Source organism: Geomonas sp. (assembly GCF_056994735.1).
Window position 1 is genome coordinate 13881 of sequence record NZ_JBXKJL010000031.1, and the last position, 24093, is coordinate 37973.

Below are 24093 nucleotides of genomic sequence, written 5' to 3' on the forward strand. Positions count from 1 at the left end.
CAGCTCAGGCCAAAACCGCCCCAAATCCCGCACGTGCCGCGAATTCCAGGAGAACGCCATTGCCGGGCTGCAGAGAGTGTATATCCGCCCTATACACCTGCCGTTTCTCTCCCCCCTGCAGCGCCCCCGCCCTCCAGTCAAAACATTCACAAATACTGACACTTACAAATAATGCGAAGAAGTCCCCCCTTGAAGGCACGGCTAATGCTATCAGAGCCTGTGATGATTTTTTTTTAATTTAGCATCAGCACCACTGAACGAGGAAGTCCAGGGAGGTTCGGCCAGAAGCGGCGGATTAAAAGGACCGAGGGTGGGATAAACGAGACGGGAACCGGCATAAAAAACGACTGGAGGGAAAAACCATGAGATTGAGAACTACCATCATGATCCTGGCTGCGCTCACCTGCGGAGTATCCGGAGCATCGGCTATCGAGCTCAAGGATGTCACCTACAATACCGACGGTGGCGGGAAGGTGGTCTTCAGCCACCAGGTGCATCTGAAGAAGAAATCGCAGAAGTCGGAGAACGTGAGCTGCAAATCGTGCCACGAGACCACCAGCAGGACCAGGACCCGTTTCACCATGGCGGACATGGAAAAGGGCAAGTCGTGCGGCCGGTGCCATACCGGGCAGAAGGCCTTCAGCATCCAGAAGTGCACCGGATGCCACAAGGTCAAGGAGATCACCTTCCAGGTCAAGCAGACCGGTCCGGTGCAGTTCAGCCACAACAGGCACCTGAAGAGCATGCAGTGCAACGCCTGCCACAACAAGCTCTACAACACCGGGGCGAACAAGCAGGTCTCCATGGCGGAGATGGAGAAGGGGAAATCGTGCGGCTACTGCCATAACGGGGCCAAGGCCTTCAGCATCCAGAAGTGCGAGGCCTGCCACCCATCGCCCAGGCAGGTGGTCTTCAAGGTGAAGGAAACCGGCCCTACCATCTTCAGCCACAGCAGGCACGTGAAGAAATACAGCTGCAGCGTCTGCCATACCAAGCTCTACGGACTGGGCTCGAACAAGCACGTCTCGATGGCGGCCATGGAGCGGGGCAAATCATGCGGCTACTGCCATAACGCTAAACAGGCCTTCTCCGTCGCCCAATGCGACAAGTGCCACCCCACGAAGGAGATCACCTTCAAGGTGGCCAACATTGCCGACGTCAAATTCAGCCACAACAACCACCTGAGCAAATCATACAAGTGCAATGACTGCCACACCGGCAAGTTCCCGCTCAGTAAGGCGACGAAGCCGGTGACGATGTCAGAAATGTACAAGGCCAAGTCGTGCGGCGCCTGCCATGACGGCAACTCGGCCTTCACGGTCCATGGCAACTGCGATTCGTGTCATGTGAAGGGGTAACAGGCTGATCGGCGACGAGCCGGGTTGAGGGGATGGGGGCTTCCCCCTCCCTCCAGGGGAGGGGGAGAAGTAGAGCGGAGGAAGAGATGGGGGGAGCGTCTAGCTGCGGTGTTGCATGTGCTTCAGCCTTTCTGTCTCCTCACGGATGGCCCTGGCGGCGTACGTGGTCACCGTCACATGCTCGATGACCAGCAGGATCAGACCGGCCGCGAAGACTGCGGGGAAATGGGTTCCCGAGGGGTCGGAGAAGATGTAAAGAGGATACAAGGCGGTCGGGAGACCTATGTTGTACCAGCTGTAGTGAGGCTTGCCGTCCCCCCCCCTGCGGCCGAGGATCAGCACCAGGGCCGAGAGCCAGGACACGCCGAGCACGATATGCAGCAACTGCAGGGGCGGTGCTTCGCCGAAGATCTCCTTGACCTCGGCGGGAACCAGGGCGAAGAGACCGGAAGTGCTGCAGTACAGGGTGGCCGCGCTGATGGACATGAAGAGCAGGATGCCCCACAAACCCCGTCGGGAAAGGGTGTGGAGATCGCTGATGGTCGCCATGATCTGCTCCCGGCAATGATCAGGGTTGGTCGCGAAGTCTGAACGGGGATTGGCGGTCGTTGCCGTTTTGGTCTTTATCTGTCCGATCATATGTCCGAGCATGGCGAACCTCCTTTAGCTTGATTTGCAGCGGTCGTGCTAGCTGTCGATCTGCTCCGGTTGCACCGCGCGGTACTCCGAGTAGTGGCGAACTCGACGGTACCCCGGCGGCGTGTCGGAAGCCTTGGACTGTTCCTCGTCATCATGGTCGTGGTGTTCAGGTACCTCTTCCCAGCCGAATACCATGGGCTTGAAGTAGGCCAGCGGCGTCGCTCCCAGGGTGGCCAGATAGACGTGGGTACAGAGGAAAGCCAGGAGCGAGCAGGCCAGCAGGAAGTGCAGTGCCACGATGAACTTGATACCGCCCGACATCAGGATGAGTACCCGCAGCGGGGTGATGTTCATGAGCAGTATCCCCGTCAGCCCGACCAGCGGCATGAGCACGAACATCACCGCCAGGTAAGCCGATTTCTGCATGGGGTTGAACTTCTCCTCGGGCGTCGCATGGTGCGGGCTCGGTTTGCCCAGGAAGTACCAGAAGCAGTAGTAGAGAAGCTGGCGCACCAGGCCGTGCTTCAGGTCTTCCTCGTTGGGGATGTACAGCTTGTCCAGGGTGTTCTTCACCATCTTGTAGTAGAAGAACCACAGCGAGAACGAGATCGAGACGGTGAGGCCCGCTACGTTATGCACCTGGATCGCGGTCTTGTAGCTCCCCAGGATGGTCAAGGTCTCGGGGAAGCGGATCTGGGCGCCGGTTATGATCAGGGTGATGATGCCGAGGGCGTTGACCCAGTGCCAGATGCGTACCGGTATGGGTTGCAGATATATCTTCTTTATTTCACTCATGGTCAGTGCTCCTTTCTTCTGTTTTTACGGGTCAGGAAGCGCATGAAACCGTGTCCGACCGGCATGATGAGACCGCCGCAGACGATGGCCAGGCCGATCCCGTTCAAGGCGGGGTTCTTGGTGGACCCCATCAGGTAGAAGTCGGGTGTCCCGTAGAGGGCATCGAGGACCGCCCCTTTCTCGACCGGGATCCTCCTGAAAGTACCGTTAGGGTCCGGAAGCGAGATGAAGCTGGTCTGCATCCTCGAAGAACCGGAGGCATGGCAGAAGGTGCAGTTGCGGCGATTACCGAGGATCTCGAAGTTGTGGGTGGCCTTCCGCGGGGTCATCATCCCCTGCAGGCGCAGGTTGTGGCCCGAGGTGTTGAAGTTGCGGAGTTCCTCTACCGAGACGTAGTTGTCGCCGTTGGCGTCGACCAGGGACAGGATATCCTTTTCCCCTGCGAGCTTCTTGAGCTCCTGGTACCCCGCCACTTCAGGCCTGCCGAAACGGGAGCCGTCCTTCCCTTTCACGATATACATGCTGACGAAGTACTCCTTGGATCCGGTGTGGCAGGTAATGCAGGGGAGCATCCGCAGGTGCAGTTCGGCCTGGGGTAGCCACTCCCCGTGCTTGGCGGTCATCTCGAAACCGTTGTGGCATCCGGAGCAGATCTTGTTTATCTCCTCCCCGGAGATCTCCATCGGGTCCTTGACCTTGTGGGGGTTATGGCAGCCGGCGCAGTTCGTCTTGGTGGCGTGGATACTCCTGGCGTAAACCTCGCTGACCTCTGCATGGCATTCCCGGCAGTCGGCCCGAGGGGTCTTCGCCCGCTCGGGGTGTTTCCCTGAGAACCCGCCATGGCAGGCTGGACAGCCGATGTTGGAGTGGGTGGTGTGGGAATACTGGGTGCGGTCGATGAAGAAGGAGCCTCTGACTTTCCCACTGTCTCCGTGACAGGTGAGGCAGGCCGCGTTCTTGGCGGCCGGGTCACCGAAGGAGAAGCCGCCACCGTCACCTGCTGTGCAGATGCCCACTCCGTACAGGAGGAGCAGGGGCATGATCAGCTGCATCACCAATTTCGTCCTTTCTCTTTTCACGTTCTTCCCTCCTTTTCTCGAGGCGTGGCCTCAGTTTTTTCTTCACTTTTCCGTGCTGTCGCGTTCCTCTTTTTCCTGGAGGCGGTGCCAGAATGGCAGCTTGATGCGGAAGACCGGCAGCAACTGGCTGACCACAATGAGTGCGCAGAAGCCGAGGAAGATCCAGATGGCGGTATGGTTCCCCTGGCTGGCTTTTTCCGCCGCCACCAGTGAGAAGTAGCTGGTGACGAGGACCACGAGGACCAGGGTGATGATCCACCAGACACTCCCGGCCGGGCTCTCATCGTTCGTCACGCTCTCGCTGCAACTGCAGACCCGGGTCCGGCTCCGGCGGCGCACTTCCCCCGCCCCGGCTTTCGCTTCCGAACGAGCGAGCGGTCCCCTTTCTTCCGTTTGGCCCTGATGCTTCTGGAAGGCACATTTCACTGCCAGCCCTATTTCCGCGGTGTCGCCTGCCGATTCAGGTTTGAAGGCATGGTAGAAGATTCCCTCCTCGCGGACCTGGCGGGTTTCGGCGAGGGGCATGGCGTCGGAGACCATGATGACGTGCAGATGGCGGTTGCACTTCTTCAGCAGGTGAATCAGGTCGGCGGAAGAAACCTTCTTATCGAAGTCGCTCCCGAGCAGCAGGACCGGTGTCTGCTTTTCCAGGACGCTGCAAAGGACGTGAACCGCGGAATCGGATGTCTCGACCGCATACCCCGCCTTCTGGAAAAAGTCGGCCATCTGCCTGCGGTATTCCCCGTCCCTGTCAGCTATGATGATTCCTCGCTCGTCCATACCTCACCTCGCGCCCAATGCCGGCTGGCAGCGGTGCTACTTCTTGTCACCGACGGTTGCCTTGGCTTTCTTGCCGAAGAGACCGTAGATCCCCTTGAACATCGCTCCCAAGAGCATCAGCCCCGGAATAACCTGCACCACGATCACCGCGCCGAGGAAGAAGAGGAATATCTTGGCCATGACCCCGCTACCCTCGGAGACATCCGCGATGCCCGAAATGAGCAGCGTACCAGCCACGACGAGACCGATGATCGACCAGCTTGTCACTTTCCCTGCCACTGAGTGTCCGGATTCGCTTTTCATGACGCTCTCCTTTCCAGCTTGGATTCCCCGAAGGGTCTTATCCTCACTAGAGCAACCGGAGTGCCATGATTGGTTTTTTTTAATTTTTTTCCTTCTACTATAACAATTCCGGCAGGTTAGCAGGCGGTGGCACTGCGGGAGGGGAAAAGCCGACTGGCGGGGGAAATCGAAGAGGTGAAGGGGGCTTGGCGACAAAATGCTCGAATTACCAGCCACTTATACAAGCAATGACCGGTTCACCAGAAAATGGGATTCTTCCTGCCGGACAGGAATTTTCCTGTGCCGCAGGAAATGAAGAGCCCGTCCCGTGAAGGGAGGGGAGGGATGGAAACTGGCTGGCCGAAGCTCGATTGAGAAAACGAGAAAGGAGGTGCAGACCCTACCGGGAAAGCTCGTGGGATTTGAGAAGTGCGTAGAGGCGGGATTGGGAGAGTCCGGAAAGCTGGCAGGCAAGGGAGATGTCCTTGTTGGCCATCGCCATCAGGTCGCTCAGGTATTGCTTCTCCGCCTGGGAGTACACCGATTCCCGGTATTCGTTCAGCTTGGGAAGCTCCGCGGGGAGTCCGCTTGGAGGGGGGGATTGCGGCGCCTTATGCTGCCCTACCCCGCTTTGCACCACCCGCGCCCTGATCGCCGTGGGAAGGTGCTGGGCGAAAAGTACCGGCTCGTCGCCCGCCGCCAGCACGGTGCGCTCGATGGTGTTGATGAACTCGCGGATGTTGCCCGGCCAGGTGTAGGCCATGAGCATCTCCATGAAATCGGGGCAACTCCCCTTAGGCGAGAGGCCGTAACGCTCGCAGAAGCGGTCCATGTAATAGCGGGCGAGCACCTTGATATCCTCCTTGCGCTCCCTGAGGGGCGGAAGCTCGATCACGAAGGTGCTCAGCCGGAACAACAGGTCCCCGCGGAATTGCCCAGCCTGCACCATCTCGTCGAGGTTCCGGTTGGTGGCCGCCACCAGCCGGAAGTCGCTCTCCAGCTCCCTGTTGCTCCCGACCGGGCGGTAGCGCCGTTCCTGGAGCACCCGCAGGAAGGACTTCTGGGTCGAGAGAGGGAGTTCCCCTACCTCATCCAGAAAAAGGGTGCCGCCGTTGGCCTCGGCAAAGAGACCTTCACGTGCCTTTTCCGCTCCCGTGAAGGCCCCTTTTTCGTGGCCGAAGAGGAGGCTCTCCACCAGAGTTTCGGGCAAGCTGGCGCAGTCGGCGACCACGAACTGCTTTTGGGCACGCTTGCTGTTCTGGTGGACGGCGCGCGCGAAAAGCTCCTTTCCTGACCCGGTCTCTCCGAGGATGAGGACCCCCGCCTCGCTCCCGGCCGCCCGGGCCACGAGGTCGAGGCAGGCATCGAGCTTCGGGCTGTTGCCGATGATGTTTTCCCGCTTGAGGGCCACCACGGCCCCCTGCCCGGCGAGCGAGGTCTTCTGCGTGCGGTATTCCAGGGCGCGCGCGAGGGAGAGGGTGATGTCCTTCACGGACGATCCTTTCTCGATGTAATCCCAGGCCCCGCTGTTGATCGCCAACTCCGCGCCCCTGGGGTCCCCGTATCCGGTCATGATGATGATTTCCGGGCGGGAAGGGGTCTGGGCCAGACAGGGGAGCATGTCGAGTCCGTTGCCGTCGGGCATCCTTACGTCCAGAAAGACCACGTCGAAAGCTTCCGAGGAAGCCCTCTTCAGCCCCGCAGCCAGGGTCTTTTCACATACAGCTTCATGGCCGCTCCTCTTCCCGATCAGGGACATGGACTGGCACATGGTGTCCTCGTCATCGATTATCAGCACCCTTGCCATAAACCTTCTACTCCTCCTCGCTGCGGCTCAGCACCCGCCTGATCATGCCCGCCAGCTCCTCCCGATCGAACGGTTTCAGGGCCACCTCGCGGATGCCGCTTACGTCTTCCTCGACCCGCTGCAGCGCCTTCTCCACCGTGGGTCCCATCCCGGTGCAAAGGATCACCGGGATGTCGGGTCGTATCTGCATGAGCTCGCGGGTCAGCTCCGTCCCGGTCATCTTCGGCATGGTCTGGTCCGTTATCACCAGATCGAACCCTTCCGGCTGCTCCCTGAACCTGTTCAGCGCGTCCTCGCCGTCCCTCCCGACGACCACCTTGTATCCCAGCCGCTCCAGCATCTTCTTCCCGGCGAAGACCACCTCCTCCTCGTCGTCCACGAAAAGGATCCTCTCGTGGCCGGTCGCCGGCGTCGCCTGGGCCTCTACCGCTTCATCCCTGGAGGCGTGCTCTATCCTGGGGAGGTAGACCTCGAAGCTTGCGCCGGCTCCGGGCTTGCTGCTCACCGTGATGGCGCCCCCGTGGTTCCTCACGATCCCGTGAACCACCGACAGCCCCAGCCCCGTCCCTTCGGTATGCCCCTTGGTAGTGAAGAAGGGGTCGAAGATGCGCTCCAGGGTCTTGGCGTCCATGCCGTGCCCGGTGTCCTTGACGGTGAGCTTCATGTAGCATCCGGAGGGGAGGTCGGGCCCGCCGGTGGCGGAGGCGGTATCGAGGCCTACGTTGTCGACGCTGATGTCGAGGACTCCACCTTTGATGCGCATGGCGTGGATCGCGTTGGTGACCAGGTTCATGATGATCTGGTGGATCTGGGTCGGGTCCCCCATGATAAGCCCCAGCTTCTCGTCCATGTGCGTCCTGACGGTGATGCTGCTCGAGAAGGAGCCTCGCAGGAGGTTGAGGCACTCGGTGAGGATGGCCTCCACCTCGACGGGCTGTCTCTCCTGCTCGCTTTGGCAGCAGAAGGTGAGGATCTGCTTCACCAGTTTTCTGCCGCGGTAGCTCGATTTTAGCACCACGTCCAGCAGCTCCCGCAGCGGGCTGTCCGGCGGCACGTCATCCCGCGCCATTTCCGTGCAGGTGATTATGGAGGCGAGATTGTTGTTGAAGTCATGGGCGATGCCACCTGCCAGGGTCGCTATGGCCTCCATCCTCTGGGCCTGGCGCAGTTGGCGCTCGAGATGCACCTCATGGGTGACGTCGCGGATCACCACGGCAAAATTGCTTACCACTCCCGCGCTGTCGGAAATGGACCACAGCCGCGCGTCGATCTCGTAGAAGTCGCCGTCCTTCCCTTTCTGGATGAAATGCCCGGTCCTCTCATACCCCTGCGCCAGCGCCGCCCAGATGGAGCCGTAGAATTCGCCCGACTGCTCCTCCTTCCCCAGGGCCTCGATATTCTGGCCGACCATCTCCTGCGGCGCATGCCCGGTGATGGCCTTGATGGCGGGGTTGGCGTACTTGATGGTGCCGTCGCTGTCGAAAAGGATGATCCCCTCCATCGACTGCTCGATCACCGAGGCCAGCAGCTTCCTCTCCTTCTCGACCTCCTTGCGCTTGGCGTTCATGCGCAGGGTGACGATGCCGAAGGAGAGATCCTGCCCCAGTTCCTCCAGGAGCTTGACCTCCTCTTTCCCGAAGGCGCGCTTTTCGGCGGCGAAGATGACCAGGGCGCCCAGCGGGTGCCCTTCGTCCATGAGCGGCAGCGAGATCGAGGCGGCGAAACCGTGCTTCACCCCCTCCTCCCGCCACAGCGCCCAGGAGGGGTCGAAGAGGATGTTCTGCACGATCTTGGTGGTACCGGTCCTGATCGCGGTACCGGTCGGACCGCGGCCCCGGTCGATGTCGGCCCAGCTCATGTCGAGCCTGGTCAGGTAGCCTTCCTTGTCCCCCCACTGCGCCACCGGGCGCACCGTCTTCCAGCTGTCATGCTCGGCCATCCCCACCCAGGCCACCTTGTAGCCGCCGACTTCGACGATGGTCCGGCAGATATCCTTCATCAGCTGGACTTCGTCCGTGGCGCGGACCAGGGCCTGGTTGCAGCCGCTGAAGGTCTTGAGGGCGCGGTTGACCCTCGACAGCGATTCCCTCCCCCGGGAAGTCTCGCCTTCGCTGCGTCTGATCAGCACGAAGAGGAGTGAGGCGGAGACCAGGATAAAGACCGCGTGACTGATCGTTTCCTCGATTGCTTTGTAAATGTCGGCGTCATGATTGATGGCGGCGGGGAACATGCACGAGAAGGCCCCCCATACGACACCAATCACTGCATAGACGATGGTTATGTTGAGCGGTGTCAGTTTTGTCCTGCTGTTGAGATGTCTCACGCGTCCCTCCTCCAGTTGCAGCTGCAGATCAGCACACACAAAAAAGAGAGAAAAGCCTGAGGGAGTATACCACATGAGATATCACTTACAATTTGCCGCGGAGATCTGAGTACGGAGCAACCAGCCAACTTAGACTGATCCAATAAATCTTGCATAAGAAGCCGTCAGTACCCCTTTCCAGGTCAGGTCCTCGGGGTCGGCCGCCAGGCTCGTCGCCTACATCAAGGTCGGGGGACAGAAATTCATCAAGTAACCGAAGCTTCACAAAAGACTGCGGGCGGAGCCACATGATCAGAGGCCCCGCCCGCTATAAAGAGGAGTAAGGATGTTGAAAACTCTCAGCCGACTAGCCCGTCCCCTTCTCGAAATAATCCTTAACCGAGATACCCAGGCGCTTCAGCATGGTCTGGAAGTTCGGCCGCAGCATCCCCGTCTCCTCGGCGGCGCGGGAGATGTTCCAGTTGCTGCGCCTCAGGGCGTTCATCACGAAGGCCTTCTCCACGCTTTCCACCGAGCGGTCCCGGATCTGCCGCTTCATCTCCTTCAAGGCCTCGGCATTGGTAGGGACATATCCGTCGAAACCGGCGGGGGGGGCCATGTTGTCCCCCAGCTCCAGGTCCTCTTTCTTGATCACGTTTCCTTCAGAGAGGACCACCGCGCGCTCGACTGTGTTCACCAGTTCCCTCACGTTACCAGGATAGGAGTAACTCTCCAGGAACTCCATGGCGTCGGGAGCGAAACCTTTCAGGTCCTTGCCGACCTCCTCGGTGAACTTGTTGAAGAAATGACGGATCAGCAGCGGGATATCGCCTTTCCTTTCCCGCAGCGGCGGGAGGTCCAGCGGGATGATGTTCAGCCGGAAGAAGAGGTCCTCCCTGAACTTCCCCTCCGCGATCATGCTCTTCAGGTTCTTGTTGGTCGCCGCCACCAGGTGGATGCTGAAGGAAACGGGCTGGGTGCCGCCGATGGGGGTCACCTGGCGCTCCTGCAGGACCCGCAGAAGTTTTGCCTGGGTGGAGAGGCTGATGTTCGACACCTCGTCCAGGAAGAGCGTACCCCCGTCCGCCACCATGAGCAGGCCCATCTTGGTCTGGACCGCCCCGGTGAAGGATCCCTTGACGTGGCCGAAGAGCTCGCTTTCCAGCAGGTTTTCAGCCAGAGCCGTGCAGTCAACCGCCACGAAGGGATGGTCCCTGCGGGGGCTGTTCTTGTGGATGGCGCGAGCTGCCAGCTCCTTCCCGGTGCCGGACTCCCCGGTGATGAGAACGGTACTGTCAGTGCCGGCAACCTGGATGATCCGGCGGTAGACCTTCTGCATCTCGCGGCTTTCCCCGACGAACTGGTCGAAGCCGTGATGGCAATCGATCTCCTTCTTGATGTAGACGTCCTCCACCGAGGTCTTCTTCTGCTCCAGGGCCTTGTGCACCTTTTCCAGGATCTGGTCCGGCGTGAAGGGCTTCACTATATAGTCAACCGTGCCGCTCTTCATGGCCTCGACAGCGGTTTCGACCGTGGCAAAACCGGTAATCATTATCACCGGAGTATCCGGCTGCAATATCTTTACGGCGTTGAGAACCTCGAACCCGCTCATCCCCGGCATCTTGAGATCGGTAATGATAAGGTCGAACTCTTTCTGCTGCAGAAGCTCAATCGCGGTGTGTCCGTTCTTGGCGGTTTCTACAACAAAGGAGTCGCTTTCGAGAATCCGGGTGAGGCCTTGCCTTATGACAGCTTCATCATCAACCACAAGGATGTTCATAGACCACCATCTTTGACTTTGGGATGTGGATCTGGTGCCGCCAGGACTGTCACTGCTCTCTCCCTGACACAGCGAAGGCCCGGGTAGGGGGCAGTCATGATGCATCAATATGTCGTACTATGAGCGCAATGTCAACAAAAAGTAATTAAAATCAGTTCATCAAATTGGCTTCCCTCCCTTACGACTGCTGTGACGGGGCGGCAGGAGCCGCGCCAGGGTCCGCCGGGGCTGAGGAGTCCGGCGCGCCCGGCAGCACCCCACCCCATTTTCGAGGCCGTGCGCCAACTCCAAAGAATCTAGATAGTTACCCGGCGCCTGCACCGCAGTGCGGCGGCTCGCTCCCCCGGGTGTATCGAGTCGCGATACACCGTCTTGTACGGACAGAGTCCCTGAATTGGCGGCCTCTTCCCCTCCGACACCTCCGCTGTGCCAGCCGATACACCGTCTGGCTGTATATGGGCCATATACAGCTACCGCAACATTCCTCCCCCCCAAAAACAGCTCCAGCAAATAAGTCTCAATATTTCAGCATGTTGTATCACGCTGCCGCAATGGCACGCTCCGTGCTATTAGCGTTTACACATGAAACAACCTGTAATCAGGTGACCTCAAGCCTGCTGAAGGAAAGGAGAAGACCATGAAAACCATATCCGCCACGCTGCTATCACTGATGATCACCGGCACCCAGGCAATGGCATCCGCAGGGGGGACAAACGTTGAAGGCATGAGCCTCTTGACCACCTTCTTCATAGCCTTCGTCGCACTGATCATCCTCTTTCAACTCTTGCCGGGGATGACCCTCTTTTTGGGCATTCTCAAGGGGATCTTCTCTTCTGAAGCGAGCGAAGCCCAGCGTAGGGCTGGTAGCGGCAAGACCAGCGCCTGACACAGAAACTTCACGAGCGGCTGGAAACACCATCTGTCCCGGCGGGAATTGACTGAGTCAGCATCGTGCCCGGCCCAGATGAAGCATTGGTTAACTCTGTATGAGGATAAAGCTATGCAAGGACTGCTCATCGTGGATGAAGACATGGATTGTCGGAAGCAGATGGCTTCCATGTTCATCGAGTTTGGTTACAACGTCATCGTCACCAACTCGGTCGAAAGCGCGCTCTCGGGGATCCTGAAAAAGACCGCACAGGTTGTGCTCCTCGGGACCAAGTTCGACGAACTGACAGCCGCCGAGCTCATCCCGCTCCTCAAGCAGTGCAACCGCAAGCTGACCATCATCCTGGTTGCGGCCGACACATCGCTGCCGCTGATCAGGAAACTGAGGAGCGAGGGCATCTTCTACCATGCCCTGAAGCCGGTTAACGCCGAAGACCGAGAAGAGATCCGGCAGGCCGTGCAGTGCGCCTTCGAAAGCGTACGGCTGCAGCCGACCTGACAGAAAACGAGGGGCGCGGCCAGCGCGCCCGGCCCAAATAGGCAGAGACAACAACAACCGCATCCAAGGAGGAACACCATGAAAACGAAAATGAGGCTTCCGGCGGCACTTAACACTGCAATCATCTTCCTGATGGCCACAGCCAACGCCCACGCGGCATCGACCAGCAAGGTCTTCGTCAGCAAGATCGGCATCTTCATCTTCCTCGGCTTCTGCGCCCTGGTGCTGGTGGTGCAGCTCATCCCCGCCATCATGACCCTCTACGGAATGCTCAAGGGAGTCAAAGAGCAGGAGAAATCGCCCTCCCGCGCGAAGCTGCACTGACCATAGCCAAGGTTGCCGAATCTACGAATACAAAGGAGTAACTGCCATGCTCGAACAGTTCGGACAGATCAAGGAAGTCTTCACACTGGTCGACTTCTACCAGTACATCAAAGGAGTGGAGTATCTGATCTGCGTCGCCTTCTTCATCGGCTTCCCGATGTTCTACCGCTACCTGCACAAGCGGGAGCAGGACGAGAACGCCCACTCTCAGCACTGAACCATTAATAGTGCGCCTTTCGACAGGCTCAAGGGCGAACGGCCTCATGACACTCGGTAAAGTCATTCCGCCCAATCGCCGATCTGGCCGGGAACGGTTGCCGTGACAGCAGCGCCATGAAACCGTTCGTGCCGAGCCTGTCGAAACACGAAAGATGACTCGGAATCACCCATCACTCTTTAGCAGCACCCATCTCAATGAAGTGGGGACATTTCCCCACCTAGGCAGGAGATCGACATGCCATCTTACAAGCCATTGATTCTCGGTGCATTAATCCTGACCATGTCCTATCCGGTCGCGGCCTCCTGCGCATCGGCTCCGGATACCATCACCCTCAATCAGAACGGGAAGCTCTACGCCGCGTTCAGCTTCGATCACGCCAAACACATCCAGATGATCAGGGAGTGCTCGGATTGCCACCATCACACCACCGGCACCCTGGTGCTCGATCCCAACTGCGTAAGGTGCCATAGCAACTCCAGCCCGACCGCGGTCGTCTCCTGCAAGGGATGCCATTCTTCGCAGCCCTTTGCCCCGGAGACCCTGGCCGAGAAGCGCGAGGCCAAGCAGCGTTACCACCTGGACAAGATGGGGCTCAAGGGCGCCATGCACCAGAACTGCATCGGCTGCCATGCCAAGCGGGCCGCCGGTCCCACCGGATGCCAGGATTGCCACCCGCGCACCGATCAGGGCGAGGCTCTCTACAGCGCCGGGAAATATGCTCCGCCGCCGGGCAAGAAGAGCGGCAAGCACCACTGACCGATCGCCATCGACCGCAGTCCATCATGAAACCGAAGGAGAACCGTGATGAAACGTAGAAATTTTCTTAAGGCATGCGTTATAGGTGGGGCCACCATCTCGCTCGGCAAGACGAACAAAGGATGGGCGAGCGGTTCGTTCGAGGGATATCCCGAGGCAATGGGGGTCTTGGTTGACACCACCCGCTGCATCGGCTGCCGCAGCTGCGAGGCTGCCTGCAATAAGGAACAGAAGCTCCCTGAGCCCGACGTTCCGTTCGATGACAAGTCGGTCTTCGAGGAGCCGCGGCGCCCGACCGCCAAGGCCTATACCGTGGTCAACGAGTACGAGAAGAAGGCCTCCACTGGGCCGGTCTACCGGAAGGTGCAGTGCAACCACTGCAACGAGCCGGCCTGCCTGACCTCCTGCTTCGTCAACGCCTACACCAAGACCAAGGAAGGGGCGGTCATCTACAATCCCAAGATCTGCGTCGGGTGCCGCAACTGCATGATCGCCTGCCCGTTCAACGTTCCCGGCTACAGCTACGACAGCGTCACCGATCCCGTGGTCAAGAAGTGCATCCTGTGCTACGACACAAGGCTCAAGGTAGGAAAGCCCCCCGCATGCGTTGAGATCTGCCCCCAGGAGGCACTGACCTTCGGGCACCGCTCCGATCTCATCAAGCTGGCCCACGAAAGGATCCGCGAGAGCCCGGAGCGCTACTACGATCACGTCTACGGAGAGAAAGAGGTGGGGGGCACCAGCTGGCTCTACCTCTCCAAGGTCCCCTTCGACAAGATCGGCTTCGACACCACCTTGAGCAACGACCCCATCATCTCCAACGTCAAGGACTTCCTCGGGATGGTGCCGATGGTGCTCTCCATCTGGCCGGCGCTCTTCTCGGGAATCCACCTGCTGTCGACCAAGAAGGACGGACACGACGGGCACGGGCATGACAATGAAACCAGGCAGGAGGATCACTGACCATGAAAAAGTTTATCCAGCAAGGCCTCGCCACGGTCGATTCCCCATTCGAGGAGTCCGGGGAAAAACGGACCATCATGAACAAGCTCCTCCTGGGGCTCACACCGAGCCAGTACCTCCTGCAGGCGGTGCGCAACCCCGTCAACTGGTTCCTGGCCTGCATCTTCGCGATCGGGATCCCCATCCTGATCGGCCGCTTCTTCTTCGGCCTCGCCTGGGCCACCAGCGGCTCATGCGACTATCCCTGGGGCCTCTTCCTCGGCTTCGGCCTCTTCGCCATGGTCCCCCTCTCCTCCTCGGGTTTCCAGTTGGGGACCGCCTGCGAGATCTTCGGCCGGCATGACCTGGAGCCGATCGAGCGGCTGGCCCTGTTGAACGGTCTCCTGGGCTACTTCTTCGCCGTCGTATACCTCCTGGCCGACCTGGGGCAACCCTGGCGCCTGCCGTATCCGATGGTGGTCTCCTTCGGGCCCGCAGCCGTCCTCTTCCTGGTCGCCTGGCACGTCTCCACCTACCTGTCGGTGCAGATCCTGGAAGTCTCCACGGCCTTCTTCGAGTGGATCGGCTTCCCCGCCGGCAAGCGCGGAGTGAGAAGGATCACCCTGGGCCTCACCGTGGCCGGCATCATCCTCTCCACCCTGCACCAGGGGGCGCTGGGCGCGCTCTTCACCTATGCGCCGGGCAAGGTGCATCCGCTTTGGTACTCCTCGTCCTTCCAGTGGCTGCACTTCTTCGTCTCCTCGCTTCCGGGGGGTCTCTGCATGGTGATCACGGTCAGCACCATAGCCAGCAAGGCCCTGACCTGGCGCGGTGACCGCAGGTTCCACGACAACCTCGACAAGATCACGGTATCGCTGGCCAAGGGCGCCTGCATGGGCATCGCCACCTACATCACCATCAAGCTGATCGGCATCGCCCATGACAACAAGTGGGCCTATCTCGACAGCGGCTGGGGACAGTGGTTCATGTTCGAGATCATCCTCGGCTTCATGCTCCCGCTGGTGCTGATGACCTACGGCGCCCACACGAGAAAGATGGGGATCCTTAGGACCGGCGCGGTCATGACCGTGCTGGGGGTGGTGCTGAACCGGATGAACACCGCCATGTTCACCTTCAACTGGAAGCTCCCCGAGCGGGAGATCCCGCCCTGGCGTGAGATCGTGATCAGCCTGACCATCTTCGCCATCTACATCGTGGTCTATCGTTTCATCCTCTACCGGCTCCCCATCCTCTACAAGTGGAAGGCGCAGGAGGAAGTGGTGCCGGTCCTGGAGACCTCACCCGGCACCGCCATCGGCGTCCGCGACTCCAGCACCATCCCGGTCGGGAGTTACAAATCGATGACCAAGCTGGACTAAAGACGAAGCAGCATCCATGCATCACAATCCCTCAATCACTCCCCCTCCCTTTGACGGGAGGGGGCAGGGGGTGGGTGAAGCAGCCACCGGCTGAGACCGTGGCACCTACCCCCGCCCCCTATCCCCCTCCCGCGAGGGGCGGGGGAGGCGATCCGCACAGCGATCGGGGGTTCGGCAAAAGCGCAGCAACATTGGGAGAAGATGCCATGTTCGATAGAATCGCAGGAAGGGCTCTGGTTCCCGTAGGGGTGGTCGTTACCGGTTTTCTGGTGGTCTGCTTCGTGCTGCTCTACACCGCCATCAAGAACATCGTGGTGCGGGACTCGGTAGGTCAGGCCAACACCCTGGCCGGGATCGTGCTCAAGTCGACCCGCTACGCGATGCTGAAATCGGACCGCGACCTGAACAACGCCATCATCCGCAACATCAGCGACCAGAAGGGCGTGCAGCACGTGCGGATCTTCAACAAGAAGGGGATCGTGGCGTTCTCCTCCAAGGCCGAAGAGGTCGACCAGCAGGTGGACAAGAAGGCTGAAGGGTGCGTGGCCTGCCACGAAAAGGACGTGCCGATGACGTCCCTGGGGAGCATGGAGAAGGCCCGGACCTTCAAGAATGCCTCCGGCACCGAGGTGATGGCCATCACCGCCCCGATCTACAACGAGCCTGAATGCGCCAACGCCGCCTGCCACGTCCATCCCGCGACCCAGAAGGTCCTCGGCACCCTGGACATCGGTCTTTCCAACGAGGGGACCCTCAACGCACTGGCATCGATACGCCTGCAGATGGTATTTTTCTCGGTGCTGACACTGATACTGACTGTCGCAGGTGTCATAGCTCTCTTGAAAATCATCGTACTGGTGCCGCTTCAGAAACTGCAGAGATACACTGAGAGAGTTGAGGTGGGAGGCAATCTGTCACACCCGACTGATCTGCCTTATGAGCTTGACAAGATAGCTAAATCCTACTATTTTATCAGAACAAAATTAGGAGAAACTGAGAAAAGGTCTGTCAAGGCGGTCGATCCTACCCAGCTGTAGTAGTGATTTGGGAATCGCTATGTCAGCCATCGAGTGACGAATGGAGCAGGCGGACCGACATCAAGCAGCCACCATGGGAAAGCCAGCCCGCGATGCCCAGGCCACCCTGCGCCAGGGGCTGGTGGACGAGATCAAGCGCCTTAAGCACTTCTCCAACCGGGGTCTGTGGGCGCTTTCTCTATTTCTCGTGGTCAGCACCCTTGCCTGGCGGGAGTTCTGGTTCCTGCCGCGCCCGGAAAAGGTGGTGGCCTCGCTGGGGCCTCCCCCCTCCGCCCAGATCATCAGCATCGTGCTGGTCCTCTATACCTTCTCCGCCATCATCCTGAGCCTTTCCCGCATGATGGCCGGCATCCATCACCGCTCGAGCTTCTGCCATGTCGGCTACCTGAGCGTCTTCTACCTCTTCTACTACTTCGCCCAGGCCCTTTCCGACAACTACTGGGCCGTCTTCGGCGCGGGATTCACCGTCCTCTGCGTGGAGAGCTACCGGATCTGGACCTTCTGCCAGCAGCAGATCGGCAAGAAGATCGAGCAGCTGGCCTTCCTGGAGCGCAACGGCCGCCTCCCGGAGGAGGATTCAGGGCTTTTCGACTGAGGCCGCCACCGGGATTCGCGCCTTAAGCTTTCTCCCTCCCCAGCCCCCCTCAAGCACCGCAATCGTACTGGTCGCAGCGTTTCCTCGTTTTCATCCGCGGCACGTCCAGGACCATGAAGATGGTGCAATGCCCCTTGATGTTGCGCCTGCAGTCGACCGCGGTGCAGACGATGTAAGCCCGGTCGTTCGGCCCGGCCAGCAGTTGGTCCAGCTTGTCGACGATGCTCTTATCCATCCCCGCTGCTGCGGCTACCGTCAGCTGATCACGCATCGGTCTCCTCCTTTGCCACGGAAATTAAAGCGACATTTCCTCATCTACAACTGGCACCAGCTTCAGGCGGTCATGACTTGTCAGCTGTCAGGAACAAGCTGCTGACTCAGGAGAAGCTAACATACTATCATCTCCCCTAGGAACTTCAACAAGTATCGCGCCCGAGACAACGGGGGGAGGAGATGGTCCGCTGAGACAGTGCAAAGTGTTGCTTAATAAAGAAAATTTTCTTTGACCCGGGCCGACATAGAGTGTAGTCTCCGCGGCATGTTGTCATTTTATGCATTGCGGTGGTCCCGGTGCCGTCCCGGCTGAGACCACCATGCCGGCGGAGCAATGGCCGCCAAGGAGGGCACTTTGTCGGACATGAAGGAATCTCTCACCATGATGAGAGATATGGCGAAATCGCGCATCGAGATGCTGAAAGAGGGAGTTACTTTTCACGACGAAAACAAGAAGGCCTTTTACCTGCGTGAGTACGAGGCGAAGCTCAAGGAACTGGACGTACAGCTCCGTCGCATGAGCTTCAGGATCGTCCCTCCCACCCAGTAACAGCCATTGCCCCTTCCCCTGGATGCATCCGATGGATCCAAACAACCTCAGCACTCCCCCTCCCCTGGAGGGAGGAGGGGAGTCGCCAGATTCACCCACCCCCCTGCCCCCTCCCGTCAAGGGAGGGGGAGTCTCAGCAAGGATCCGCTGACTTGTCGCACTAGCTGACTTGTCGCACTCGGAATAAGAAAGGCCCCGGTAAACCACCGGGGCCTTTCTCGTTTCATCTATCTGACTGGCAGGAGTTTAGGCCTTCTCGACCTTGACCTCGACCAGGTTGCTGTTTCCCTTGAGGAGCGCGTTGGCGTTCAGCTCCCTGAAATGCACCGGGGCGAAGAGCAGGCCAGGCTGGACGGTTTCGGTGACCCTGGCCTTGCCGACCATGGTGCCGTGGGCCGAGCTCACCTTGATCTGGCCGCCGTCGACGATCCCCAGCGCCACAGCATCGGCGTGGTGCAGCTCGACGTACCCAGACGCAGATACCGAGAGGTTATTGGCGGAGCGGGTGGTCGAGGTCCCGTTGTGGTACCCCATCGCCCCTACCAGCAGCTGGAATTTCGGCAGGGCGGCGGGTGCCCCCTTGGCCACCGGGGCCAGTGCCGCAGCGGTTTTGACCGCGGCTTTCTTCTTGACCAGCTTGCTGCCGTCGCCGTTGGTCTGGTAGCTCTCGACCGCGTCAGCGATGTCGTACATGACCACCATCGGGAACCCTTTGGCGGGGGTGCCGCTGACCCGGCTGTGGAGGTCGGCGATGATCGCCCAGTCTTCCTTGGCGTCGCCGGGAGCGTTGATCGATTTGGACAGCGACTGCACGCGGTTGTCGGTCGAGGTGAAGCTTCCGCTCTTCTCGGCCGGGGCGGCGGCGGGGAAGACCACGTGCGCGAAGGGGAGGGTGTCGTTGTCGAAGACATCCTGCACGATCAGGAGCTCGAGTTTCCCCAGCGCCTTCCTGATCCTGGCGTTCTCCGGGAACCCTGCCAGATCGCAACCCATGAGGTAGAGGGCCTTGATGCTCCCCTGCTCGATCCCCTCGACGATGCCCCAGACCCCTTTGCCGGCCCCCTTCTCGGGAGACACGCCCATGTCCAGGAGACCGACCGTGTTGTTCTTGGGATCGATCGGGAAGATTCCCCCTTCCTCGCCGGCAGCGCCGACCAGGATGGCGAGGTCGGCCAGGGCGGCGATCTTGGCCTGGGCATCCTCGCTACGGATCACGTCGCTGCCGAAGATGAGGGCGACCTTCTTCTTGCCGGCGATGAGCCTTCCGGCATCCTTGACGGTCTCCTCCAAGATCCCCGCTTCCCTGGCGAGATCGGCGAGCGAGAGAGCGGCAAGCTGTCCGGCAACGGCCTCGGAGCCGGCCGGAAGCTGTCCCCCCGCTTCGACCACGGCCTTCATCAGGGCGTAGGTGACCGCCAGTTCGCGCCCCGGCAGGTTCTTCAGGTGCTTGTTGGCGAACTTCTTCAGCTTGACGTCCCGCATGTTGACCAGGATCAGCTTGGCGTCGTTCTTGGTCGCCGCGGTGATGACCCGGTATTCGAGGCCGGTGGCCTCGGCGTTGAGGTCGGTCCCGAAGACGATGATGGCCTCGGCGTTATCGAGCTTGTCAATGGTGTTGCTGGCGCCGGTGAAGCCGAATCTCCTCAGCATCTGGGCCTGCGCCTGGGCGAAGCCGAGGCCGGCCTCGGAGTCGATGTTGCTGGTGCCGACCGCCTCCCTGAGGAACTTCTGGAAGAGGAAGTTCTCCTCGTTGGTCACCCTCGGGGAACCGAGACCTGCCACGGCGGCGGCGCCGTCACGGGCCACAATCTCCTTGAGCTTGCCGGCGGCTGTGTCGAGCGCGGTGTTCCAGTCGGTGTAGACCGGGGCGCCGGTGTTGTCGCGCACCATCGGCTTGGCGAGCCGCTCGGCTGATTCGAGGTAGCCGTAGCCGAAGCGGCCGTTGATGCAGAGGTTGCCGTTGTTGAAGGTCCCGTCGTCGCTGACCACCCTGGCGACCTTGCCCTCCTTGGCGTGGTACTCGATCTGGCACCCCGCGCCGCAGAAGCCGCAGACGCTCTGCACCTTGGCGAAGGTCCAGGGGCGACCCTTGAACTTGAAGGGCTTGGTGATCAGGGCGCCGGTGGGGCAGACCGCGGCGCAGTTGCCGCAGAACTCGCAGTTGAGCGGCCGGCCGTCCTTGGTGTCGATGATGGTGGCTTCGCCGTGGTTGACCACGTGAATCGCGTCGCAGCCCACGATCTCGTGGTCGACCTTGACGCACTTCTCGCACAGGATGCAGCGGTTGGGATCGCTCTCCAGAAGCGGCCAGTCGTAGCGGATGGGACGGCGCTCCAGGACCGCCGAGTACTCCTGCTTGGTGGCGTTCAGGCCGTAGCAGGAGTCCTGCAGGTCGCACTCGCCGCCGGCGTCGCAGACCGGGCAGTCGAGGGGGTGGTTGATCAGCAAGAGCTCCAGCACCTTGCGGCGCATGTCCCGCAGCGCCGGGGTGTCGGTGGTTACCTTGATCCCCTCCTTGACCGGAGTGTTGCAGGCGGTCATGGTGCGATCGACCCCCTCGACCTCCACCGCGCAGACGCGGCAGGCGCCGGTCGGGGAGACCTTCTTCAGCCAGCACAGCGTCGGGATCTTGATGCCGATGCTGTCAGCGGCCTCCAGTATGGTGGTACCGACTTCAGCCTGCACGCTCTTGCCATCAATGGTTAAGCTGACCATATAAAAACCTCAGTCTTTCTCAGTTCTTCGTTTCGTTTTCGGAATCGGTTGGAGGGACTCGGAGCCCCTAGACGGCGACCATGCCGATGCGGTAGCAGCGCAGGCATCTTTCGGCCTCGCGGACCGCCTGCTGGTCGGAGAAGCCGAGTTCGACTTCGCAGTAGTTCTTGTAGCTCGCCCGCTCCTTGCCGTGGATCTCGGCCTGGTGCTCGCGGGACGCGCTGTCCAGCCAGGCGACGGGCTCGTTCTTGTCGTAGACGCCGAAGTAGCTGAGGATGTCCTCCATCCGCTCGTCGTCGGTCAGTTCGACCCCCTTCCCTTCCAGGTAGCGGGCGATGACCTTGGCGGCGCGGTGACCGGAGCCGACGCAGGCCACTACCGTGAGCGGGCCGATCTCGGCGTCGCCGCCGGCGAAGACGCCGTCGCAGTCGGTGATCAGCGTCCTGGAGAGCATGTTCCCCATGCCGTCCTTCAGCTCCTTGCCGTCGGCCCCCTTGAGCGGGACGTACTTGGTGACGATGGTCGACCACTTGGTGGTGTCGATACCGGCCTCGGCGGGGATGAAGGAGAGGTCGGCATCCTGGCCGATGGCCGGGATGATGGTGTCGCACTCGATCACGAACTCGGAGCCGGGTACCGGCTCGGGGCGGCGGCGTCCGGAGGCATCCGGTTCGCCCAGCGCCATCCTGATCAGCTCGACCCCGGTGACCTCGTCCTTGTCGTTGGCGATGACCTTGGTCGGCAGCACCTGGAACTCGAACTTGACACCTTCGGCGTCGGCACCGTCGACCTCCCACACGTCAGCGGGCATCTCTTTTCTGGAGCGGCGGTAGACCAGGGTCGATTCCTCGGCCCCTTCACGCAGCGCCACCCTGACGCAGTCGATGGCGGTGTTGCCGCCGCCGACCACGAAGACCTTCTTGCCCATGCCGGAGGGAAGCCCGAGGTAGACGTTCCTCAGGAAGTCGATCCCCCCCGTCAGGAAGCCCTTGTACCCCTTGTCCTCGCCCTCGACGCCCATCGGCTTGGAGCGGTGCGCGCCCGGGGCCAGGAAGACGGCGTCGAACTTCTTCCGAAGCTCGTCCAGGGTGACGTCCTTGCCGACCCTGGTGTTGTAGATGATCTCGACGCCCAGGGACTGGATGATCTCGATGTCGCGCTGCAACAGGGTGCGCGGCTGGCGGTAAGGGGGGATGCCGACCGCCACCATGCCGCCGCCGATAGGGAGGGCCTCGTAGATGGTGACCGGGTAACCCTCGAGCGCCAGGTAGTAGGCGGCGGCCAGGCCGGCGGGACCGGCGCCGACCACGGCGACGGTTTTCCCCTTCTTCGGCTTGGGCAGCATGGGGGGCTTTCTCTCGTGCATCCACTCGTAGTCGGAAGCGGTGCGCTTGAGAGTCATGATGCTGATCGGCTCGTCGACGTTCTTCCTGCGGCAGGCGGTCTCACACGGGTGCGGGCAGACGCGACCGCAGACCGAAGGAAGCGGCATGGAGTCGCGCACCGTCTGCAGCGAGACGTCGTAGCGGTAGTCCTTGAGCGCCTCGATGTAGGCGGGGATGTCGATGTGGGCCGGGCAGCGGTCCATGCAGGGTGCGGTGTACTTCTCGACGTAGCGGAAGTCCGAGGAGAGGCTCTTGGCGCCCCTGATGTAGTTCAGGAAGGCGTCCCGGAAGTGGGTGATGCCGTCCCTGACCGGCAGGGCGCAGCTCGGGCAGAGCGTGCACTTGGCGTGGGAGAGCAGGTCGCAGACGTCCTCGATGGTGTCGAGGTCGCGCTCTTCCCCCTGCCCCTCGACGATCCGGGTCAGGGCATCGAGGATGACCCTGGTCCCCTTCTTGCCGGGGGTGCATTTGCCGCAGACGTATTTCTCCTGGGCGCGCTTCATGTACTCCGCCAGCATGCGGGGGATGTCCACATCCTTGTTGTACAGGATGATACCATCCCAGCCGATGAAGGCGGAGAGCGGGCGCTCGCCGTCGTAGGTGACCGGAAGCTTGAAGCTCGCCGGTTTCACCTCGCCGCCTTTGCGGTTGTCAACTATGGTTCTGCCCCAGCTGGAAAAAACTACCTCTGCCACTTAGGCCTCCGAAATAGCTGTAATAATCCGCCCATTTTCGGGCTAAATGTTTACATTTATTAGGTAAAACAAACAAGTCAAATTGTATACAGTATCCAGTTTTTACCACATCACACGGCTCTAATCAAGGGAAAAATCATACGCATTATCGCCTCTCTAGCCCCCGTCCGCGCCGGCCCCTGCCCCCGGTGCAATTAGCTGTTGTCTTTGCAGGAGATTCACCTTAACATCGCCGTCGGTCCCGCCGGAACCCGCAGCGGCCGCCACAAGCGCCTGCTGCGCAGGAGGAAGGACCAGGAGGCTTGCGGCAACCATGAAGGGAATCACCTCTTTCGCGAGGGTGGCGGAGAGGCAAACAAACTTTTGGAGAGAAATCTTGCGAGTGATAGGACTTACCGGGGGCATCGCCTCGGGGAAGAGCACGGTGGCGGTACTCCTGGAGCGGCTGGGGGCAGCGGTGGTAGACGCGGACCAGCTGGCACGCGAGGTCGTCGAGCCGGGGAAAGAGGCGCTGAAGACCATAGCTGCGACTTTCGGAGAAAAGGTGCTGAACAGTGACGGCACCCTCAACCGCGCCGCCCTCGGCGCCGTCGTCTTCTCCGACCCCGCCGCCCGTCGCACCCTCGAGGGCATCACCCACCCCGCCATCCGGAAGCTGGCCGACGAAAAGCTGGCCAGGCTGAGGGAAGCCGGGGTGGAGACGACCTTCTACGTCGCCCCCTTGATCTTCGAGGCCGGGATCGCCTCGCGGTTCGAGGAGATCTGGGTGGTCTACCTGTCCCCCCAGGCCCAGTTGGAGCGCCTGATGGCCCGCGACGGCCTGGACCGCGAGGGCGCCCTGGCCCGCATGGCGGCCCAGATGCCGATGGAGGAAAAGAAACGGCTAGGGCAGGTGGTGATCGACAACAGCGGCAGCAGGGAAGAGCTCGAGGCCGAGGTGGCCCGGATCTGGCGCGAGGAAATCGTGGCGCCGGGGGAGGGTCGGAAGTAGAAAAGAAAAACCCCCCGTCTCG

23 protein-coding genes are annotated in these 24093 nt (G+C 60.7%); 12 read left to right on the forward strand and 11 right to left on the reverse strand.

What is annotated here, in order from left to right:
* Positions 1–362 precede the first annotated feature (362 nt).
* Positions 363–1358, forward strand: a complete 996-nt coding sequence (locus tag AC11W3_RS01275) for a c(7)-type cytochrome triheme domain-containing protein (RefSeq protein WP_484090316.1) — start codon at positions 363–365, stop codon at positions 1356–1358.
* Positions 1359–1457: 99 nt separating this feature from the next.
* On the opposite strand, the gene AC11W3_RS01280 is transcribed toward AC11W3_RS01275, so the two are convergent.
* The 8 genes from AC11W3_RS01280 to AC11W3_RS01315 form a co-directional block, all read right to left on the reverse strand.
* Complete coding sequence (locus tag AC11W3_RS01280; RefSeq protein ID WP_484090317.1) at positions 1458–2009, reverse strand: hypothetical protein; 552 nt, start codon at positions 2007–2009, stop codon at positions 1458–1460.
* Between the two features lie 36 nt (positions 2010–2045).
* The gene (locus AC11W3_RS01285) at positions 2046–2792 is read right to left on the reverse strand and encodes a cytochrome b/b6 domain-containing protein (protein WP_484092358.1); all 747 of its coding nucleotides are present in this window, start codon (positions 2790–2792) and stop codon (positions 2046–2048) included.
* 2 nt (positions 2793–2794) lie between these two features.
* Positions 2795–3871, reverse strand: a complete 1077-nt coding sequence (locus tag AC11W3_RS01290; protein WP_484090319.1) for a multiheme c-type cytochrome — start codon at positions 3869–3871, stop codon at positions 2795–2797.
* Positions 3872–3913: 42 nt separating this feature from the next.
* Positions 3914–4651, reverse strand: coding sequence for a response regulator (locus AC11W3_RS01295; protein WP_484090320.1), 738 nt, complete (start codon positions 4649–4651; stop codon positions 3914–3916).
* Positions 4652–4687: 36 nt separating this feature from the next.
* On the reverse strand, positions 4688–4954 hold the full coding sequence (locus AC11W3_RS01300; RefSeq protein WP_484090321.1) for a hypothetical protein: 267 nt from the start codon (positions 4952–4954) through the stop codon (positions 4688–4690).
* Between the two features lie 379 nt (positions 4955–5333).
* Positions 5334–6740: a sigma-54-dependent transcriptional regulator gene (locus tag AC11W3_RS01305; protein ID WP_484092359.1), complete on the reverse strand. Its 1407-nt coding sequence runs from the start codon at positions 6738–6740 to the stop codon at positions 5334–5336.
* 7 nt (positions 6741–6747) lie between these two features.
* The gene (locus tag AC11W3_RS01310; RefSeq protein ID WP_484090323.1) at positions 6748–9063 is read right to left on the reverse strand and encodes a hybrid sensor histidine kinase/response regulator; all 2316 of its coding nucleotides are present in this window, start codon (positions 9061–9063) and stop codon (positions 6748–6750) included.
* A 346-nt stretch (positions 9064–9409) separates the two neighbouring features.
* Positions 9410–10822: a sigma-54-dependent transcriptional regulator gene (locus AC11W3_RS01315; RefSeq protein WP_484090324.1), complete on the reverse strand. Its 1413-nt coding sequence runs from the start codon at positions 10820–10822 to the stop codon at positions 9410–9412.
* Between the two features lie 637 nt (positions 10823–11459).
* Between AC11W3_RS01315 and AC11W3_RS01320 the strand changes: the two genes are divergently transcribed.
* The 9 genes from AC11W3_RS01320 to AC11W3_RS01360 all read left to right on the forward strand — a co-directional run bounded on the left by AC11W3_RS01320 (position 11460) and on the right by AC11W3_RS01360 (position 17462).
* Entirely contained in the window at positions 11460–11708 is a 249-nt protein-coding gene (locus tag AC11W3_RS01320; protein WP_484090325.1) for a hypothetical protein, read from the forward strand.
* Between the two features lie 114 nt (positions 11709–11822).
* Positions 11823–12209, forward strand: a complete 387-nt coding sequence (locus AC11W3_RS01325; protein WP_484090326.1) for a response regulator — start codon at positions 11823–11825, stop codon at positions 12207–12209.
* 78 nt (positions 12210–12287) lie between these two features.
* Positions 12288–12533: a hypothetical protein gene (locus tag AC11W3_RS01330; RefSeq protein ID WP_484090327.1), complete on the forward strand. Its 246-nt coding sequence runs from the start codon at positions 12288–12290 to the stop codon at positions 12531–12533.
* Positions 12534–12579: 46 nt separating this feature from the next.
* On the forward strand, positions 12580–12750 hold the full coding sequence (locus tag AC11W3_RS01335; protein ID WP_484090328.1) for a hypothetical protein: 171 nt from the start codon (positions 12580–12582) through the stop codon (positions 12748–12750).
* Between the two features lie 237 nt (positions 12751–12987).
* Positions 12988–13509, forward strand: coding sequence for a cytochrome c3 family protein (locus AC11W3_RS01340; protein ID WP_484090329.1), 522 nt, complete (start codon positions 12988–12990; stop codon positions 13507–13509).
* Positions 13510–13557: 48 nt separating this feature from the next.
* Complete coding sequence (locus AC11W3_RS01345) at positions 13558–14472, forward strand: 4Fe-4S dicluster domain-containing protein (protein ID WP_484090330.1); 915 nt, start codon at positions 13558–13560, stop codon at positions 14470–14472.
* Between the two features lie 2 nt (positions 14473–14474).
* Positions 14475–15830, forward strand: a complete 1356-nt coding sequence (locus tag AC11W3_RS01350; RefSeq protein ID WP_484090331.1) for a polysulfide reductase NrfD family protein — start codon at positions 14475–14477, stop codon at positions 15828–15830.
* Between the two features lie 206 nt (positions 15831–16036).
* Complete coding sequence (locus AC11W3_RS01355; RefSeq protein ID WP_484090332.1) at positions 16037–16867, forward strand: cytochrome C; 831 nt, start codon at positions 16037–16039, stop codon at positions 16865–16867.
* Between the two features lie 73 nt (positions 16868–16940).
* Positions 16941–17462: a menaquinol oxidoreductase gene (locus tag AC11W3_RS01360; RefSeq protein WP_484090333.1), complete on the forward strand. Its 522-nt coding sequence runs from the start codon at positions 16941–16943 to the stop codon at positions 17460–17462.
* Positions 17463–17511: 49 nt separating this feature from the next.
* Here AC11W3_RS01360 and AC11W3_RS01365 read toward each other — a convergent pair whose 3' ends face one another.
* A complete protein-coding gene (locus AC11W3_RS01365; RefSeq protein WP_484090334.1) occupies positions 17512–17733 on the reverse strand; it encodes a hypothetical protein in 222 nt (73 codons plus the stop codon).
* A 357-nt stretch (positions 17734–18090) separates the two neighbouring features.
* Between AC11W3_RS01365 and AC11W3_RS01370 the strand changes: the two genes are divergently transcribed.
* Positions 18091–18285 carry a hypothetical protein gene (locus AC11W3_RS01370; RefSeq protein ID WP_484090335.1) on the forward strand — a complete coding sequence of 65 codons (195 nt, stop codon included), beginning with the start codon at positions 18091–18093 and terminating at the stop codon, positions 18283–18285.
* Positions 18286–18531: 246 nt separating this feature from the next.
* Here AC11W3_RS01370 and AC11W3_RS01375 read toward each other — a convergent pair whose 3' ends face one another.
* Positions 18532–21000 carry a molybdopterin-dependent oxidoreductase gene (locus tag AC11W3_RS01375; protein ID WP_484092360.1) on the reverse strand — a complete coding sequence of 823 codons (2469 nt, stop codon included), beginning with the start codon at positions 20998–21000 and terminating at the stop codon, positions 18532–18534.
* A gap of 67 nt (positions 21001–21067) precedes the next feature.
* Positions 21068–23080 (reverse strand): FAD-dependent oxidoreductase, encoded by a 2013-nt coding sequence (locus AC11W3_RS01380; protein WP_484090337.1) that lies wholly within the window; start codon positions 23078–23080, stop codon positions 21068–21070.
* Between the two features lie 376 nt (positions 23081–23456).
* Here AC11W3_RS01380 and coaE point away from each other — a divergent pair, with 376 nt between their 5' ends.
* Positions 23457–24071, forward strand: a complete 615-nt coding sequence (coaE, locus tag AC11W3_RS01385; protein WP_484090338.1) for a dephospho-CoA kinase — start codon at positions 23457–23459, stop codon at positions 24069–24071.
* Positions 24072–24093 lie beyond the last annotated feature (22 nt).